Annotated in this window: 13 protein-coding genes; 7 read left to right on the forward strand and 6 right to left on the reverse strand. The window is 64.3% G+C overall.

Annotated features, from left to right (window positions below; genetic code table 11):
* Positions 1–13 precede the first annotated feature (13 nt).
* A complete protein-coding gene (locus tag F3J18_RS07800) occupies positions 14–625 on the reverse strand; it encodes a hypothetical protein (protein ID WP_233632015.1) in 612 nt (203 codons plus the stop codon).
* Positions 626–979: 354 nt separating this feature from the next.
* Between F3J18_RS07800 and F3J18_RS07805 the strand changes: the two genes are divergently transcribed.
* Together F3J18_RS07805 and F3J18_RS07810 are read left to right on the forward strand one after the other, a co-directional pair.
* Entirely contained in the window at positions 980–1,990 is a 1,011-nt protein-coding gene (locus F3J18_RS07805) for an SDR family oxidoreductase (protein ID WP_166912369.1), read from the forward strand.
* A gap of 70 nt (positions 1,991–2,060) precedes the next feature.
* Complete coding sequence (locus F3J18_RS07810) at positions 2,061–2,990, forward strand: LysR family transcriptional regulator (RefSeq protein WP_166912371.1); 930 nt, start codon at positions 2,061–2,063, stop codon at positions 2,988–2,990.
* A 50-nt stretch (positions 2,991–3,040) separates the two neighbouring features.
* On the opposite strand, the gene F3J18_RS07815 is transcribed toward F3J18_RS07810, so the two are convergent.
* On the reverse strand, positions 3,041–3,682 hold the full coding sequence (locus F3J18_RS07815) for a response regulator transcription factor (protein WP_166912373.1): 642 nt from the start codon (positions 3,680–3,682) through the stop codon (positions 3,041–3,043).
* Positions 3,683–3,931: 249 nt separating this feature from the next.
* Between F3J18_RS07815 and F3J18_RS07820 the strand changes: the two genes are divergently transcribed.
* Positions 3,932–4,312: a flagellar transcriptional regulator FlhD gene (locus F3J18_RS07820; protein ID WP_240154592.1), complete on the forward strand. Its 381-nt coding sequence runs from the start codon at positions 3,932–3,934 to the stop codon at positions 4,310–4,312.
* Positions 4,309–4,950 (forward strand): FlhC family transcriptional regulator, encoded by a 642-nt coding sequence (locus F3J18_RS07825; protein ID WP_060001978.1) that lies wholly within the window; start codon positions 4,309–4,311, stop codon positions 4,948–4,950. Before F3J18_RS07820 ends, F3J18_RS07825 begins: the two co-directional genes overlap by 4 nt.
* Before the next feature lie 233 nt (positions 4,951–5,183).
* On the opposite strand, the gene F3J18_RS07830 is transcribed toward F3J18_RS07825, so the two are convergent.
* From F3J18_RS07830 to F3J18_RS07845, 4 genes are all read right to left on the reverse strand, one after another.
* Positions 5,184–5,363: a hypothetical protein gene (locus F3J18_RS07830; RefSeq protein WP_166912374.1), complete on the reverse strand. Its 180-nt coding sequence runs from the start codon at positions 5,361–5,363 to the stop codon at positions 5,184–5,186.
* Positions 5,364–5,396: 33 nt separating this feature from the next.
* A complete protein-coding gene (locus F3J18_RS07835) occupies positions 5,397–6,539 on the reverse strand; it encodes a LysR family transcriptional regulator (RefSeq protein ID WP_166912376.1) in 1,143 nt (380 codons plus the stop codon).
* Entirely contained in the window at positions 6,539–7,234 is a 696-nt protein-coding gene (locus F3J18_RS07840) for an OmpA family protein (protein WP_166912378.1), read from the reverse strand. Before F3J18_RS07840 ends, F3J18_RS07835 begins: the two co-directional genes overlap by 1 nt.
* Before the next feature lie 105 nt (positions 7,235–7,339).
* Positions 7,340–13,390, reverse strand: a complete 6,051-nt coding sequence (locus tag F3J18_RS07845; RefSeq protein ID WP_166912380.1) for a YadA-like family protein — start codon at positions 13,388–13,390, stop codon at positions 7,340–7,342.
* 466 nt (positions 13,391–13,856) lie between these two features.
* Between F3J18_RS07845 and F3J18_RS07850 the strand changes: the two genes are divergently transcribed.
* From F3J18_RS07850 to F3J18_RS07860, 3 genes are all read left to right on the forward strand, one after another.
* Positions 13,857–14,993 carry a DUF2827 domain-containing protein gene (locus F3J18_RS07850; protein ID WP_166912382.1) on the forward strand — a complete coding sequence of 379 codons (1,137 nt, stop codon included), beginning with the start codon at positions 13,857–13,859 and terminating at the stop codon, positions 14,991–14,993.
* Between the two features lie 269 nt (positions 14,994–15,262).
* The gene (locus F3J18_RS07855) at positions 15,263–16,171 is read left to right on the forward strand and encodes a LysR family transcriptional regulator (RefSeq protein ID WP_166912384.1); all 909 of its coding nucleotides are present in this window, start codon (positions 15,263–15,265) and stop codon (positions 16,169–16,171) included.
* Between the two features lie 318 nt (positions 16,172–16,489).
* Positions 16,490–17,647, forward strand: a complete 1,158-nt coding sequence (locus tag F3J18_RS07860; protein WP_166912386.1) for a DUF2827 domain-containing protein — start codon at positions 16,490–16,492, stop codon at positions 17,645–17,647.
* The last annotated feature ends 2 nt before the right edge of the window (positions 17,648–17,649 follow it).

The following is a 17,649-nucleotide window of genomic DNA, read 5'->3' on the forward strand; positions in this document are numbered from 1 at the left end:
GTTGTTCCTGCGTTCAGGGCGCGACTTTCGGATTCGAGCTGAACCAGCCGCGATGATCCTGCCAGTTGCCGTATTCGTCGACGATCGCCCCTTGCGGCGAGGCCATCATGAAATGCCAGCTTTCGAGCTGCTTGAGCTGCCGGACCTCGCCTTCGTGCTGGACCACGACATTCTGGCTGCGGACCGGCCCGAAACTCTTCGGGATGGCGGGAATCTCCGCGGACTTCGGCCCGATCTCCGAGAAATCGTAGACCCAGCCATGCAGCACGCGCCATGACTCGTGCTTCGCGGGCCGCGCGGGCGGCGAGGCGATCGGCATGTGGCGATGCTCGGGCAGCATCTGGTTCGGCAGCAGGTACATCGTCATCGCGTAATAACCGTATTGCTGCTGGTTCACCCAGATCATCTCGGTCAGCCCGACGTGCTCGAAATCATGCAGCCCGAAGTCGCTGATCCAGAGCTGCGCGCGCATCTCGGGCGTGATGCGCTGGCCATGCGATTCGGCCAGTTGCGCGATCGCATCCTTGGCGACTTCCTTCTGGAACACGCCGTCCACGTAGAAATCGGCGTTCGTGTAGACGCGATGCGCGGCGGGGCTCGCGGGCTCGGCCATGGCGGCCGTCATGCCGCCGCCGAGCAGCAGGGTGAATAACAGGGGGAATGAAATCCTGAATCGAGAATTCGCCATGATCGAGAAAATATGAATAAACGGATCTCGATGTTTTCACGCGAAAACGCGCCGATGAAATTCATTGTATCGATGGCTTTATCTATCGTTTCGATATGAGATCGCCATCGGCCGATGCGCGCCAAACCGCCTGTGGATGAGGCTTCCCGCCTCGATGGAGACTTATCTGCCCGGTAGATGGAGTCATCGATTATTTAAATCTAATGGGTTTCGGTGCCGTGTTAAATTTTTGGCCAGACGGATAAACCATGATTGATTTTCCGTCTGTTCCTTTATTGCTGGAGAGCGACAATGTCCGAAACCAATTCGCGACGTGATTTCCTTCGTCACGCGGCAGCCGGCACGGCCGGCATGGCGGTGGCCGCCGTACCCGGTATCGCCGCGGCCGCCGATGGCGCGCCGGATGCGATGCCTCCCCTGGCCCGCATGCGCAATCCCCACGACCTGTATCCGCGCGCGCCGTTCGCGCGCCAGGTCCAGCCGGTGCCCGGCCTGGCCTCGAAGATGGTGCCGCGCCCCGATCACGGGGAAACCAGCTATCGCGGCTCGAACCGGCTGGCCGGGCGCAAGGCCCTCGTCACCGGCGGCGACAGCGGCATCGGCCGCGCCGCGGCGATCGCCTTCGCGCGCGAGGGCGCCGACGTGGCGATCAACTACCTGCCGGTCGAGGAAAGCGACGCGCGCGAAGTGGTCGCCCTGATCCGCAAGGAAGGGCGCAAGTGCGTGGCGATCCCCGGCGACATCCGCACCGAGGCGTTCTGCCGGCAGTTGGTGGAGCGGGCCGTCACTGAGCTCGGCGGCCTCGACGTGCTGGTCAGCAACGCCGGCCACCAGCAGGCCAGGGACGATATCCAGGACATCAGCTCGGAGCAGTTCGAGCAGACCATGAAGACCAATGTCTATGCGCCGTTCTGGATCGCCAAGGCCGCGCTGCCCCATATGCCGGCCGGATCGTCGGTGATCCTGACGACTTCGGAGCAGGCCTTCCTGCCGTCGGCCAACCTGCTCGACTACGCGCCCACCAAGGCGGCGAACATCGCCTTCGTGAAGGCGCTGGCCAAGCAGCAGGCGCCCAGGGGCATTCGCGTCAATGCGGTGGCGCCGGGCGCGACCTGGACGCCGCTGCAGACGAGCGGCGGCCAGCCGCCCGAGGTGATCGACCGCTTCGGCCAGGACAATCCCACCGGGCGGCCGGCTCAACCGGTCGAACTGGCGCCGCTCTACGTGACGCTCGCATCCGCGGAATCGAGCTTCTCCAGCGGCCAGGTGTTCGGCGCGAACGGCGCGACGGGCGCTGCCTGATCGGCGCCGTCGCGCGACGCCATCCGTCAACGGCGGGCGAATTCGCCCGCCACGATCATCGCAGGGCGCAGTGGAACTGAGACAGTTACGACATTTTGTTGCCGTCGCCGAGGAGGCGAACTTCACGCGCGCGGCCGAGCGTTGCCATATCGTCCAGTCGGCCCTGTCGACCTCGATCCGGCTGCTCGAGGAGGAACTGGGCACCCGGCTGCTGGTGCGCACCACGCGCCATGTCAGCCTGTCCGAGGCGGGCGCGGCCTTTCTCGAGAGCGCGAGGAGCGCGCTCGGGATTCTCGATCGCGCCGTGGTCGGGGTCGAGAGGATGCGCTCGGCGCGGCGCCGCACGCTGTCGATCGGCATCGTGCAGAGCCTGCCGCCGTTCCTGGCCTTGCCGGCCTTGCTGTCGCGTTTCGATCGCGCGCATCCGCAGGTCGAGGTGCGGCTGGTGCAGGACACCGCGGACGTGCTCAACGCCAGGGTGGAGGATCGGCAGCTCGATCTCGCGATCCTGCCGATCGACGAGCGCAACGAGCGGCTGGTTTCGCGCATCGTCGCCTGCGATCGGATGGTGCTCGCCTGCGATCGCGGCAATCCGCTGGCCCGCGCCGCCTCGGTGACGCTGGATCAGCTCACGGGCGAGGCCTTCGTCGATTTCGTGCCCGGCCAGGGCACGCGCGGCAGCGTCGATCGCGGTTTCGCGGCGGCCGGTCTGCAGCGCCGCGTGGCGTTCGAGGTCGGCGATCTCGATACCTTGCTGGACCTGGTCTCGCAGGGCCTGGGTGTCGCGGTGCTGCCTGAGGATATCGTCGCGAGCCGCGCCGGGCGGTTCGCCTGCGTGGGGATCGAGGCCGAGAATCTGTGTTGGGAGCTGGTGGTCACGCACCTGGCCGCGGCGGGTTATCCGGACGACACGCTGGATCCGGCGCCGGCCGCGTTCCTGGCGATGCTGCTGGCGGGGGCGGCCAGCGAGGCCGGCCTCGAGGGCCGGGCCGTGTCCTGAATCCGGCGCTGGCGACCGCATCGAGCGCTTGCGCGCCGGCCTGTCTCGCATCAGATCAGGCCGGTCTTCCTTCCCGCCGCGGCAGCCTGGGTTCGGTTGAAGACGTTCAGTGCCTTGAAGATGGCCGTGATATGGGCCTTCACGGTCTTTTCGGAAAGACCGAGCCGATCGGCGATCAGCTTGTTCGGCGCACCCTCGGCTATATAGCGCAGCACTTCGACCTGGCGTTGCGTCAGCGCCGCATCGGCGATGCGAGGCGCGGGCATGGCGGCGTGGCCGGCATCGAGCGCGGCGGTTTCGTTCAGCATCAAGGGTGGCACGTAGCGTTCGCCGTCCAGCACCATCGTGATCGCCGACAGCAGCGTGTGCGCACTGGCGGACTTCGGCACGTAGCCAAGCGCGCCTTGCGCGAAGGCGGCCCGCACGTCGCTTGGATTCTCCGACGAGGACAGCACGATGATCAGCAGTTTCGGACGCTTGCCGGCGATCGCCGAGATCGCCGCCAGGCCGTCCGTGCCGTGAATCTTCAGATCGAGCACCACCGCGTCGAGATCGGCATGTTGATCGAGCAGGTGCATCGCCTCTTCCGCGCTGCCTGCCTGGATCACCGCCAGCGCGGCGTCATGCCGGCGAAGCAAGGCCTCCACACCGTCCCGCATGACCGGATGGTCATCCACGATGAGAATTTTCATGAAATCGAAGAAATGAATAACGGATAGAGAAAATGCGCGACTGACGATGATTCGCTCGTGAAGGCCGGGGTCTTAATACTTAAGTCCCGATTATATTTCCCCCTGCCTGCGCCCAAGGTCGTATTTACATCGGACGAACCTTCGCCAACACTGAAGCGTCGATGTGCGGTGCCTGAGGCCCCGCGGTCGGGCTGGTCCGGTATTTGTCAATCTGCGTCACGGTAGTAATCCGGTATATCCGTTTCAAGGATGGTGGATTCGAGCGGCGTTTTATTGATTAATCTTGGGAAACAGTCGAGGTCGAATATGGACGTTGCCAATCGGGATGATGCGGTCTGGGAATTGAACATGTCCTATCTGTGGCTCGCGCAGCGAATGCTGCGCGAGGACCGCGCGACGGGCATGTTTCGCCTGGGCCTGAACGCGGAGCTGGCCGATGCGCTGGCCGCGCTGTCGATGAAGCACATGATCGGACTGGCCTCGGCGGGGCAGTTGATCTGCGTGCTGCGGCCGAGCCAGCGCGGCGCGGTCTCGGCGCTGACGCGGCCGACGCCGCCGGTCGACATCGTGCGCCTGCATGTGGCGATGGCGCTGGCGAGCGGCGTACCCGGCGCGGAGGAGGTCGCATGAGCCGCGAGCCAGAACGACATGGCTTGGCCCGCGACGCGATGCTGGTGATGGACGCGATCGCCTTGATCCGGCTCGGCGCGCGGCTCCAGTTGCTGCAAAGCGAAGTGGCCTTGCCGCACGATCGCCTCGTGCGCCTTTATCGTGAAGTGCGAGGGGTGCCGCCGACCAAGGGCTTGCTGCCGTTCTCGGCCGATTGGTACATGACCTGGATGGCGAACCTGCATGCCTCGTTGTTCCATGGTATCTACCGCTTCCTGTTGAACGAGGCGGGCTGTCGTCGGCTCGATGCGCTCGTCAAGGCCTATGGGCAATACCTGGCCTGCTGCGAGTCGGCAGCCTGCTCGCCTGCGCTGGACCTGACGCGCGCCTGGACACTGGTGCGCTTCGTCGACGGCGGCATCCTGGATACGATGCAATGCGTGGAATGCGGCGCTCGCTTCATCAGGCATCGCCACGATTCACGGGTGCATCGGTGCTGCGTCGCGTGCCACTTGCCGGCGCGCGCGGGCAAGCGTGCCGGTGCCGCGTGCGCCGATGCGCTGCAAGGGCCGGCACTCGCGCAGGCGGACGAACACGCCGCATGGCCCCGCGAAGCCTCGCGTAACGCGGCGTGGCAGGCCACGTGGCGGAACACGTGAAGGGAGTGGGTGATGTGGTATCGCAGGCTGCACCTGTTCCTCGGTATTCGGCCGGCGCGGAGCGTGCCGGTGCGTTTGCCTCGGCAAGCTTGCCGGTCGTCGCGCGCCGCGCGCCGCGTGCCGCCCGCGGCCGGCGAGTGCCGTGGTGCGCAGGCGCCCGCGCGTGCCTCGGCGAGCCGGTCGACGATGGCGTCGTCGCTGATCGGCGGCGATGGGATGGGGGGACATGAGCGTCATTCTTCCTGCCCGCTTTCCTTCGTGGGTTGGCGCGAGACACGGATTCTCTCTCGTGCCTCGGCGACGATACGCAGCGACTCGCGCAGGAACCGGTCGTCCACGGTGGCTTCGAGGAAGAGCGCCTCGGCGCGTCTGCGCCGGTTCCGGCCCGGATTGTGCGCAAGCATGTAGCTCATCTGACCTGCCCGGCCTGCGTCGCGAGAAGCGGCTCAATGTTGCGGCAGGACCATCGTCCGGAGCATCGGCCTGGCGACCGCGATGAACTCCTTGAGCTTCGCCAGGTTCTGGCTGCCTGCCTTGTAGATCAGATTCATCGGGCTCGGACATCCTTCGAAGTCCCGGAAGATCCTGACCAGCCTGCCGCTGGCGAGATCGTCGCGAATCATCCATTCCGGCATCAGGGCGATGCCGACGCTCGATTTCACGATCTCGGCGGCGGCGGCGGGATGATCCACCACGCATGCCGGGTTGATCTTAATGCCGACCGGTTTGCCATCGGCGCCGAACAACTCGATTTCGTCGCGATAGTGGGGCGAGCAGGCAATCCAGGGATGTCGCGCGACGGCATCGGCCGGCGACAGGCCGTCCTCGTGGGTCTCCTCGATGAACCCGGGCGCGGCGACGATGTACTGCTTGATATGACCGATCGTCTCGAAGCTCGTGTTGATGTTGTTCGATTGCGTCGTCGCGAGTGCGCAGTCGATGGCGTTCTCGTAGAAGCGGACCGGGCTCTCGTTGATCTGCCATTCGAGTCTGACCTTCGGACAGGCCCGCAGATATGCCGAGGAAATCCGGGCGATGACCTGCTTCTCGAACCCGCTCGGCGCCGTGACGCGCAGCACGCCGCGCGCGATGTTCTTTTCGCTTCTGACCAGCTCCTCGAAATCCGTCAGGTCGTTGATCAGATCGCGGACGTAGTCGTAGTAGCGACGTCCGGTCTGGGTGACATCCATGCCATGGGTGGTCCGGTTGATGAGCGGTACCCCCAGGTGGGCCTCGAGTATCTGAAGCTGGCGGCTCACGGTCGGCTGGCTCGAATTCAATTGTCTGGCGGCTTCGGTGAAACTCCCTGTCTCCACGATGCGGACAAAGGTGTCCATCAGGGCTAGCTGGTTGATCTTGGCGTGCGCCGAAATTTTCATGTATTCAAATGAGGCAATGCGATGCCGGATGTGCCGGGTCGACGACGGAACACGTTTGTCGACCCGGAAGGTCGTTCGAGGAATGCCGCGGGGACGAGTACGGATTGGCGCGGGACGTGCCGAGGGTATACCGGGGGGGCGGCGCGACCGCGCGATCAGCCGCCGCCGCCGGGATCGGGCGCGGTGCCCGATCCCGAGCGATGGATCCATCAGCCGCGCAGCGAGATCTCGACGCGACGATTGCCGGCGCGACCCTCGGCCGTCGCGTTGGATGCGATCGGATCGGCCTTGCCGCGGCCGGCCACCGACAGCTTGTCGGCCTGCAGGCCGTGTGCCTGCAGGTAGGCGGCGACGGTGTCGGCACGGCGCCTGGAGAGGGCGAGGTTGTAGGCGTCCCGTCCGACCGAGTCGGTATAGCCGGTGACCGTGACCTCGGCATAGCGACGCCCGGCATGTCCGCTCAGGAGCGTGTCGAGCGAGGCACGGGCCTTTGGCGTGAGCGTGGCCTGGCCGGTCGCGAACAACGCGTCGCCGGACAGATTCAGGTGCTCGATCGGTGCGGGCGGCACGGGAGGGGCGGCCGGCGCGACGGCCGGCTCGACGCGCGGGACCACGGCAATGGGTGCCGGTGTCTCGCCGCACTGGAATACCAGCGCGGCGGGAACCGCGTTGTTGCGCGGCGCGCGGGCCGAGTCGATCACGCGTACCGGTTGATCGGCGCAGATCCTTCGCGCGGCCTTCATGCAGGTTTGCGAGCCCGACAGCAGGCCGTGGCAATCCACCTGGAAGGTGCGCATGCCGTCGCGCGCCTGTAGTTCGGAGACGCTATAGGTCGGGCCGGACGCGCTCGAGCACGCGGCAAGCGAGGCCACGGACAGCGCGCAGAGATAGCTGAGTTTGTTCATGGTTGCATCCTCAATGCATTCGTCTTGGGAAGGTTGCCGCGCCGACCATCGTCCGGTCGGCGCGGCGCGGTGGGTGGGTCGATCTCATCCGCCCGCCCGGACTGCTTACTTCCACTGATACAGCATGCCCGCGCCGATCACGCGCTGGTTGCCGCTGAAGCCGCCGTTGATCGAGGCCTTCAGGTTTTCGCTGATGCGTGCCTGCATGTTGACCGCGATTGCCTTCTGGCCCAGGAAGGTGGCGGTACCGACACCCATCCCGAAGTTGGCGTCGCGATCGAGCTGCGGGATCGAGGCCATCGCGCCAACCGCCGCGATACCCTGCCTGGCCATCTGATCGGTCTGCTGCAGTTGCGAGCCGAGGCTGTTGATCTGCGATTGCTGGCCCGACAACGAGGTCGACAGGGTCGACTGCACGGCATTGAGCTGATTCAGGTTGACCGCATCGGTACCTTCCGTGCCTGGTGCCACGTTGGTGATCTGGCGCTGCTGCGTGCCGCTGCCGACCGACACCACGTTCGAGCGGCCGCCATCCGTCGAATTCGCGCCGATCGCCACCGAGTTCGAACCGGCCGTGACGGTCGGCAGATCGGTGCCCTGGCCGTTCATGTCGGCGGCGATGCCATTGTTGTTGGCGGCCCGCGTGGTGTTGTTGTTGAGGGTGGTTGACAGCTGGTTCAGCGTATTGCTGATGTTCGACACGCCGCTCGACAGCGAAGCGACGTTGCTGTTGGTGGTGCTCAGGCCGGTGGACAAGGAGCTGATGCTGGTCGAGGTCGAGGTGGACAGCGACGAGACATTGCTGTTGGTCGAACTCAGGCCGGTGGACAAGGAGCCGATTGCGGTCGAGGTCGAGGTGGACAGCGACGACACGGTGCTGTTGGTCGAACTCAGGCCGGTCGACAGCGAACTGATGCCGGTCGACAGCGACGCGACATTGGCGGCGGTCGAGGTCGACAGGCTGTTGACGGCCTGGTTGGTCGCATTGAGCTGGCTGCCGTTGACCGCGTCGGTGCTGGCGGCCGAGACCTGGCCCGCCGCGACGTTCGTGACCTGGCGTTCCGCGCCCGGTGCGCCGACGCTCACCACGCTGGTGGGCGTGCTGCCGGCGAAGAAGTACGTGACGCCGCCGATCGTGGTGCTGGACGCCGGATTGGCGGCAGCCGTCATCGAGCCGGTGCCCAGGGCCACCGAATTGGCGATGTTCGCGACCGCGCCGGAGCCGAAGGCGAGGGCGCCATTGGCGCTGGCCGTCGCGGCGTTGCCGAGCGCGACGGTGTTGTCGGCGCTTGCCTGGCTCGCGTTGCCCAGCGCCAGCGCGCCGGCGCCGGTCGCCGTGTTCGCGTTGCCGAGCGCCACCGCGCCGTCGCCGATCGCCGTGTCGTTCGCGCCCATCGCCACCGCGCCGGTACCTGTCGCGATGCTCGGATCGCCGATCGCCACCGCGCCGTCGCCGGTGGCGGTGTTGCCGGAGCCGATCGAGACCGCCTTGCCGCCGGTGGCCGTCGCGCTCTGGCCAATCGCCACCGCGCCGTCGGAGGCGGCGTTCGAGCCGTTGCCGACCGCGACGCTGCTGGCGCCCGAGGCACTGGCGTTGGTGCCGGCGGCGATCGCGTTGAGGCCGCTCGCGCCGTCGTTGTTGTAGTTGCCTTGCTGCGTGCCGTTGTCGTTGACGCTGTAGTAGTGCGTTTTGGCCGCGTTGATCGCGCTCGAGGTCGAGGTGGACAGCGAACTGATCGAGCTGGTGGCCGAGCTGAGGCCGGTCGACAAGGAGGTGAGACCGGTCGAGGTCGAGGTGGACAGCGAGCCGATCGTGCTGTTGGTGGTGCTCAGGCCGGTGGACAGCGAGCCGATGCCGGTCGAGGCCGAGCTCGACAGCGAGCTGATCGTGCTGTTGGTGGTGCTCAGGCCGGTGGACAAGGAGCTGAGACCGGTCGAGGTCGAGCTCGACAATGAGCTGACCGTGCTGTTGGTCGAACTCAGGCCGGTGGACAGCGAGCCGATACCGGTCGAGGCCGAGGTGGACAGCGACACGATCGAGCTGTTGGCCGACGAGAGGCCGGTCGAGGTCGAGCTCGACAGGGACGAGACCGTGCTGTTGGTCGAGCTCAGTCCGGTGGACAGCGAGCCGATACCGGTCGAGGCCGAGCTCGACAGCGAGGTGATCGCGCTGTTTGCCGTGGACAGGCCTGTCGAGGCCGAGGTCGAGAGCGACGTGACGGTGCTGTCGGTCGAGCTCAGGCCGGTGGACAGCGAGCCGATGCCGGTGGAGGTCGAGGTGGACAGCGAGGTGAGCGAGCTGTTTGTCGAGGACAAGCCCGTGGAGGCCGAGGTCGAGAGCGACGTGACGGTGCTGTCGGTCGAGCTCAGGCCGGTGGACAGCGAACCGATGCCGGTGGAGGTCGAGGTGGACAGCGAGGTGAGCGAGCTGTTTGCCGACGACAAACCCGTCGAGGTCGAGGTCGAGAGCGACGCGACCGAGCTGTTGGTCGAGCTCAGGCCGGTGGACAGCGAGCCGATGCCGGTGGAGGTCGAGGTGGACAGCGAGGTGATCGCGCTGTTTGTCGTGGACAGGCCGGTCGAGGTCGAGGTCGAGAGCGACGTGACGGTGCTGTTGGTCGAGCTCAGTCCGGTGGACAGCGAGCCGATGCCGGTCGAAGTCGACGTGGACAAGGAGGTGATCGCGCTGTTTGCCGAGGACAAGCCAGTGGAGGCCGAGGTCGAGAGCGAGGTGACCGCGCTATCGGTCGAGCTCAGGCCGGTGGACAGCGAGCCGATGCCGGTCGATGCCGAAGTGGACAGCGAGGTAATCGCGCTGTTGGCCGACGACAGGCCGCTCGACGTTGAGGTGGACAAGGACGTGACCGTGCTGTTGGTCGAACTCAGGCCAGTAGACAGCGAACCGATGCCGGTGGAGGTTGTGGTGGACAGCGAGGCGAGCGAGCTGTCGGTCGAGCTCAGGCCGGTGGACAAGGAGCCGATGCCGGTGGAACTTGAGGTGGACAGCGAGCTGACCGTGCTGTTGGTCGAACTCAGGCCAGTAGACAGCGAACCGATGCCGGTCGAAGTCGAGGTGGACAAGGAGGTGATCGCGCTGTTTGCCGAGGACAGGCCCGTGGAGGCCGAGGTCGAGAGCGACGTGACGGTGCTGTCGGTCGAGCTCAGGCCGGTGGACAGCGAACTGATGCTTGTGGAGGTCGAGGTGGACAGCGAGGTGATCGCGCTGTTGGCCGACGACAAACCCGTGGAGGTCGAGGTGGACAGCGAGGTGATCGCGCTGTTGGCCGACGACAAACCCGTCGAGGCCGAGGTCGAGAGCGACGTGACGGTGCTGTTGGTCGAGCTCAGGCCAGTGGACAGCGAACCGATGCCGGTGGAGGTCGAGGTGGACAGCGAGGTGATCGCGCTGTTGGCCGACGACAAACCCGTCGAGGTCGAGGTCGAGAGCGACGCGACCGAGCTATTGGTCGAGCTGAGTCCGGTGGACAAGGAGCCGAGGCCGGTCGAGGTCGAGCTGGACAGAGAAGCGACGTTGCTATTGGTCGAGCTGAGTCCGGTGGACAAGGAGCCGATGCCGGTCGAGGTCGAGCTGGACAGAGAAGCGACGTTGCTGTTGGTCGAGCTGAGGCCGGTGGACAAGGAGCCGATGCCGGTCGAGGTCGAGCTGGACAGAGAAGCGACGTTGCTGTTGGTCGAGCTGAGGCCGGTGGACAAGGAGCCGATGCCGGTCGAGGTCGAGCTGGACAGCGAGGCGACGTTGCTGTTGGTCGAGCTGAGGCCGGTGGACAAGGAGCCGATGCCGGTCGAGGTCGAGCTGGACAGCGAAGCGACATTGCTGTTGGTCGAGCTGAGGCCCGTGGACAAGGAGCCGATGCCTGTTGACGCCGAGGTCGACAGCGAAGCGACATTGCTGTTGGCCGAACTGAGGCCGGTAGACAAGGAACCGATCCCTGTCGAGGCCGAGGTCGACAGCGAAGCGACACTGCTATTGGTCGAACTCAGGCCGGTGGACAGCGAACCGATGCCGGTCGACAGGGACGAGAGCGCGCTGCTCGACGAGGATACCGTCGTCGACAGCGAATTCACGGCCGAATTGGTGGCGAACAATTGCGAGCCATTGATGGCATCGGTGCTGGTCGCCGTGATCTGGCCGGCTGCCACGTTGGTGACCTGGCGCTCCAGGCCGGGTGAGCCTACGCTGACCACGCTGCTTGGCGCACCGCCTGCGAAGGCATGGGTCGTGCCGCCGACCGTGCCGGTGGGCGTCGGATTCGCCGCGGCGGTGACCGAGCCGCTGCCGAGCGCGACGGAGCCGGCCACCGAGGCGCTGGCACCGGAGCCGATCGCGATGCCGCTGTTGGCCGAGGTCGAGGCGTTCGGGCCGATCGCGATCGCCTGGGTGACATTGCCCACCGAGGCCAGATTACCGACGGCAAGCGAGGATGCCCCTGCCGCGGAGGCCCCGGTTCCGAGTGCCGTGGCGGAGGCTCCGGTCGCTGCCGATCCGGCGCCGAGCGCCGTGGCGTTCACGTTGGTCGCCGTGCTCGATGCGCCGAGCGCGACTGAGCCGGCGGTGCCGCTGGCGGTCGAGCCGTTGCCGAGCGCCAGGGCATCGCCGCCCGATGCGACGGTGGAGGCCGCGAAGGTGCCGAAATTGCCCAGTGCTATCGCACCGATGCCGCTTGCGGAGGCCGCGCTGCCGATCGCGGTCGCGCCGTTCGCGCCCGTTGCGCGTGCCGTCGAGCCGATGGCCACCGAGCCGCTGCCGCTTGCCACGCTGGCACTGCCCAGCGCGACTGAACCCGTGCCATTGGCCAGGTTGCCCGAGCCCATCGCCAGGGCGCCCGTACCCGTTGCCAGGTTGTTCAAGCCCATTGCCACCACGCCGCTACCCGACGCGAGGTTCGGACCGCCACCGATCGCCACGGCTCCGTTGCCGTTGGTCGAGGTGCCATAGCCGATCGATACGGCCTGGCCGCCGGTTGCCGCGGCGGTCTCGCCGATTGCTACCGAGCCGGCACTGCTGGCGGTGGAAAACTGTCCGACCGCGACCGCGTAGTCGGCGGACGCCGCGCTTTGTCGACCGACTGCGATCGCACTATTACCCGACGAGGAGGCGTTGTAGCCGATCGCCATGTTGTAGTTGTTGGTGGTCGCCTGGGCGTTCTGGCCGATCGCGATCGAGCCGTCCACGCTCGTGGTCGCGCCGCTGCCGAGCGCCACCTGGCCGCCGGTATTGCCATCGGTGCCGACCACGTTGCCGTTGCGCGCATTGCTGCCGATCGCGATATTGGCCGTCGTGCCGGAGCCGGCCGGGCCGGTGTTCGCCGCATTGCCGATGGCGATGGTGTTGGTCGAGGCCGCCTGCGCGTTGGTGCCGATGGCCATCGAATTGACGCCCGTGGCTCCGTCGTTGTTGTAGTTGGCCTGCTGCACGCCGTTGTCGTTCACGCTGACGTAATGCGTGTTGCCGGTCGACAGGGCGCTCGACAGCGAGGTGGACAGGCTGTAGAGCTGGCTGCCGTTGACAGCGTCATTGGAGTTGGCGGAGATCTGGCCCGGTGCCACGCCGGTGAGAATCGTATTGGTGGCGCTGTATAGGCCGGTTGTGTAGTTGTACAGCGTGGTGGCGATGTTCAGCGTTGGCGTGATGACATTGCCGGTTTGCGACAAACCCGTCGTTGTCCCAAAAAGTGCGGCACACGAATAGGTGGAACTCAGATTCCCGCATACGCTGGTAGGAGAGCCGAGCGAGGTGCCGATCAGAGATGCGTTCGTGGCATAAGTCAGAACATCCGCGCCGAACAATCCGGAGAGGGCGGTGTTGTTGTCCTGCAGCCCAGAAGGATAAACATTGCTGACGGTGCCGCCGGATGTACCGCCCGGAGCGGTACCGTTGAACAGCGTTCCGTCGTTGACGTTGCCCGGGGCAACCAGGGACTGCGCGTGCAGCGGCGACGAGACCACCGCAAAAGCCGCCAATGCGCCGAACGCCACGGATTTCAGGCGCAACAGCGTGCGACCCAGGGCGAGGCCGGGCTGCATGGTGGCGCCATCCTTCGACGTTCCGCCGGCTCGCTTGCATCGATCGATCTCGCTGACCGCCACCCATGCACCGAGCGATTCGTTCCAGACTGTTTTGTATGACTTGTTCATAACGGACACCTAAATGAAATTGCTAGGAAAATGTTTTTGTAATCTCTCAGGTGTTCGTCACTCGGAGAATGCGTTCCAGGCTGCCTTCGAGGGCAATGCCCGTGTATTTGTGTTTTCTAAGCTAGCAACAAAAACTTTATTGCCACAGAGAAGAATCTTTAAATTTATTGTCATTTATGGACTGAATTTCATGGATTTGAAAGTCGAATATCCATGTCTGCCGAGTGATTATTTGCAGTCTGGATATCCGTTATTCGACAGTCATTTGCTACGTGACTCTTTTCTTTTCGGATGGGAAGATATGGGAAATTATTTGATATCTCAATAATCAATTGTCATAAAACGACAATTGAAGTTTCAATTATTGTGAATTACTCTTGACGAATAACGATTATTTGTATCGTGGGGTGGAAATGAAATCGGGATCTGGAGAACCGCGGGATTGCCGTACCTCGGGAGGGTCGCGATGGCTGCTGCCCTGAACGGCTTGCGCATCGGCATCACGATCGGATTGCGCAGCCCCGACGAAAGCATGTGGATCAACGGCATCAAGCAGAACGCCTTGTTTCTCGCGAAGCTGTTGATGGCGTCGCCGCGGGGGCATCGCGTAACCCTGGTCAATACCACCGACGTGCCGTTGACCGACGCGCTGCCCTGGGATCGCGCCCTGTACGACACGCGCGGGTTCGCCGACGTGAAGGACGCGCTGGATGTGCTGATCGAGCTCGGGGGGCAGGTCGATGCCGACCAGACCGCCTACCTCAAGACGCGCGGCACCAGGCTCGTCAGCTATTGCTGCGGCGTCGAGTACATCAACGTGATGGAGTCGATCCTGTTCGGCAGGCGTCTTTGGGATTCGCTCTTCGTGAACCGCGGGTTCGACGAGGTATGGGCGATTCCGCAGATCGCACCCTCGTCGCTGCCGTTCCTGCAGTCCCTGCGCCGTTGCCCGGGCCGCGTCGTGCCCTTCGTCTGGGATCCGATGTTCCTGTCCGCGCGAGGCGCGGTGCTCCCCGGCAACGGCGAATACCGCCCGAGCGGCCGGCTCGGCAAGCGGCTTGCCGTGATGGAGCCGAATCACGATGTCGTGAAGTGCTGCCTGTATCCGATGCTGATCATCGACGAGGTCTATCGTCAGGCATTCGACAGGATCGAGTTCGTTCATGTGACGAATGCCGATCGCCTGGCACACGACAGTCCAGAGTTCGTGATGCTGATGAACCAGTTGGAGGTCGTGCGCGCGGGCAGGGCGAGCTTCGTCGGACGATTCGACACGCCGGTCTTTCTCGCCAGCCTGACCGACGTGGTCGTCTCGCATCAATGGTCGAACCCGCTCAACTACTTCTATTTCGATGTGTGCTGGCAGGGCTATCCGCTCGTGCATAACGCCGGTCTCGCGCCCGATCTCGGCTACTACTATCCGGACAACGAGGTGGAGAAGGGCGCGCAGGCGCTGCTGCATGCGCTGCGCGCGCACGACGGCGAATGGGAGGCGTATACGCGACGCCAGCGCCAGATCCTGCTGCGCTATACCTCGTCGAATCCGTCGCTCGTTGCCGAATACGACCTGCTGCTCGCGAACCTGCTCGGGGCGGTGGCCTGAGCAGGCGTGCCCGGCCGTTCGATTCTCGTGATGATTGTCTAGTGGGGACACGACAACCGGGGGTTATTCACATGACAAAGTTTCGTCTTTCGAAGCGTGAATGACGCGCCTATGATTCGGCCATCTGATCGGCGAAGTCGGGCGCCGGCTGGACGGCACCGGCTGTGCCGCAAGCCTGTGATCGCAGGCGGGACCCGACCCGGAGCTGGTCGGCGTGTTGCGAGCGCCGCGTGGCGGTAGAAAATCTCATCGAGTCTGTGGTGCTAATTATGGATGTCAAGATCAATCGGCTGGCCCTGATGGACACCTTCGTGAAGATCGTCGAGGTGGGCAGTTTCACGGAAGCCGCCAAGTCGCTCAATACCAGCCAGCCGACCGTGAGCCGTCAGCTGCGATCGCTCGAGGATCTTCTGGGCATGGAATTGGTTCGCAGAACTACCCATGGGATGCGCGTCACGGATGCCGGGAAGCGCTATTACGAGTATTCCCGTGCGCTGATCAGCGACATGGTGCAGTTCGAGAACATCATGCGAGGCGAGCATGTCGAGCCACGCGGCAGCTTGAGGATCATCGTTCCGCAACTGCTGGTGCCGGAGTGGTTGACCGTCGTGGCATCGCGGTATTTCAAGGAATGCCCGCAGGTCAAGCTGGAGTGGATGGCGCACGATAAGCCGGTACGCTTCCATGAGGAGGCCGTCGATTGCGTGATCCGCTTCGGGCTGCCGTTCGATCAGGCCTCGGAGGTGCGCTCGGTGGGAATGCTCGAGCGGATCGTGGTGGCCAGCCCGGACCTGCTGGAACGCTGCGGAATCGACGAATCGCCGATCGCGTCGTCCGGGAAGCTGCCGTGGATTTCGCTGTCGGCGGATTACCGTACTCGTTTGCAATTGTTTGACGATCACCAACGCGGGCATGAATTCCAGATCGATCCGGTATTCGTGGCGGACCAGATCCTTGCAACACGGGAGGCGGCCCGACAGGGGATCGGCGCGCTACTGGTTGCCGAATGGGCCGTGACGGACGATATCAAGAGCGGAAGTCTCGTCAGGATATTTCCGGCATGGGCCGGCGCGCCCATGCCGATCAATATCATTTATCCGAAGGACGGGGAGAGCACGCCGAAGCTTGCGCGCTTCCTGGAGGTCGCCGAATCCGCGATCCAGGAGATATTCGAGTGATGCCTCGCCGGCCGGGCAGGCAATGTCCGGCGCATGAGGCCATGCGTGCCGTGATTGCGCCAGATAATGGCGATGCAATATGCGAAATTTGATTATCCGATTTTCAAATTTCAAAGCCGATTTATAAATATTTTACTTATCGGCGCGGTATTGCGGATGTCAATGCCATTAAAAGGCGTTTATCATTCGCGCAGATCGGGACGATGGATTCGAATCTCGCTGTCGCGAATCAGCCATGATAATTCGTTCAAGGCAGAGTGCATCGTCGTGCGCTCGATGCGATGACGAAGAACAGGACACCTCAAGGGAGTACTGACGGTGACATACACCACTGAATGCGTCGCAGGCGGTCACCGCGAGCGACGGCCGTGCGTCGGTATCTCATTGTTCGCACGCGAGGGCCAGGCGATCTGGGAAAACGGCATTCACCAGAACATCGCCTACCTCGCGATGATGCTCAAGCGTTCCAAGCACGTCGGCCCTGTCTATTTCCTGAACGGCGGCGATGCCGGCATGCTGCCGTCGGGCCTGGACCTGGACGGCCTCGACATACCGCTCGTCAGACCGGCCGACGTCACGCATCAGCTCGACGTCGTCATCGAAATGGGCGCGCAGTTGCCGCTCGAATGGCTCAAGCACGTGAAGGCGCTCGGCAAGAAACTGGTCGCGTGCTTTGTCGGCCACACCTATGGTGGCCTGGCCGAAACGCCGATCTTTGGCAAGCCGTCGGGACACATCTTCAACCATCGCCTGTTCGACGAAGTATGGGTGCTGGAGAAATCGGAGAAGGTCGACGTCCCGCTGCTGCGCACGCTGATGCGTGCGCCGGTTCACACAATCCCGCATCTGTGGTCGCCGTACTTCATTGACCGGCGCATCGCCGAACTGGCAAGCGAAGGCCTGGCATTCGGATATCGGCGCGGCGCTCGGCCCTGGCGGATCGGCACGCTCGAGCCCAACATCTCGGTCGTCAAGACTTGCCACTATCCGATGCTGGTGAGCGAGGCGTGCTACCGGGCGAGGCCCGATGCGATCCAGCATCTGTTCGTGGTCAATGCCATGCACATGAAGGCGCATCCCACCTTCCTGCACTTCGCCAACAACCTCGACCTGGTGCGTCAGCACAAGGCCAGCTTCGAGCCACGCATGGACCTGCCCGGCTTCATGGCGCGCCATGCGGATGCAATCGTGTCGCATCACTGGGAAAATCCGCAGAACTACCTGTATTACGACGTGCTCTACGGCGCTTATCCCCTGATCCACAATTCCACGCTGCTCGGTGGGGCCGGTTACTACTACCCGGATTTCGACGCGGCCGAAGGCGGCCGCGTGCTGCTCGACGCGTGGCTGCATCACGACGAACGACTCGACGATTACCGTGACAAGGCTGACCGCCTGCTGAGGTCGGTCTCGATCGACAACCCCGCGAATCTCGACGCGTTCGTCACGCGCCTGGTCGCTCGAATCGGAGAATGAGC

Origin of the sequence: Burkholderia sp. Ax-1720, from assembly GCF_011753035.1 — a bacterium.
In the GTDB taxonomy this organism is placed as follows: domain Bacteria; phylum Pseudomonadota; class Gammaproteobacteria; order Burkholderiales; family Burkholderiaceae; genus Burkholderia; species Burkholderia gladioli.

What these genes read in the sequence shown, in the direction of transcription:
- F3J18_RS07805 (WP_166912369.1), top strand. Translation starts at nt 980, where the DNA reads ATGTCCGAAACCAATTCGCGACGTGATTTCCTTCGTCACGCGGCAGCC.
- F3J18_RS07830 (WP_166912374.1), bottom strand. Translation starts at nt 5,363, where the DNA reads ATGAGCTACATGCTTGCGCACAATCCGGGCCGGAACCGGCGCAGACGC.
- F3J18_RS07825 (WP_060001978.1), top strand. Translation starts at nt 4,309, where the DNA reads ATGAGCCGCGAGCCAGAACGACATGGCTTGGCCCGCGACGCGATGCTG.
- F3J18_RS07840 (WP_166912378.1), bottom strand. Translation starts at nt 7,234, where the DNA reads ATGAACAAACTCAGCTATCTCTGCGCGCTGTCCGTGGCCTCGCTTGCC.
- F3J18_RS07855 (WP_166912384.1), top strand. Translation starts at nt 15,263, where the DNA reads ATGGATGTCAAGATCAATCGGCTGGCCCTGATGGACACCTTCGTGAAG.
- F3J18_RS07800 (WP_233632015.1), bottom strand. Translation starts at nt 625, where the DNA reads ATGACGGCCGCCATGGCCGAGCCCGCGAGCCCCGCCGCGCATCGCGTC.
- F3J18_RS07815 (WP_166912373.1), bottom strand. Translation starts at nt 3,682, where the DNA reads ATGAAAATTCTCATCGTGGATGACCATCCGGTCATGCGGGACGGTGTG.
- F3J18_RS07850 (WP_166912382.1), top strand. Translation starts at nt 13,857, where the DNA reads ATGGCTGCTGCCCTGAACGGCTTGCGCATCGGCATCACGATCGGATTG.
- F3J18_RS07845 (WP_166912380.1), bottom strand. Translation starts at nt 13,390, where the DNA reads ATGAACAAGTCATACAAAACAGTCTGGAACGAATCGCTCGGTGCATGG.
- F3J18_RS07835 (WP_166912376.1), bottom strand. Translation starts at nt 6,539, where the DNA reads ATGGATCCATCGCTCGGGATCGGGCACCGCGCCCGATCCCGGCGGCGG.
- F3J18_RS07820 (WP_240154592.1), top strand. Translation starts at nt 3,932, where the DNA reads ATGGTGGATTCGAGCGGCGTTTTATTGATTAATCTTGGGAAACAGTCG.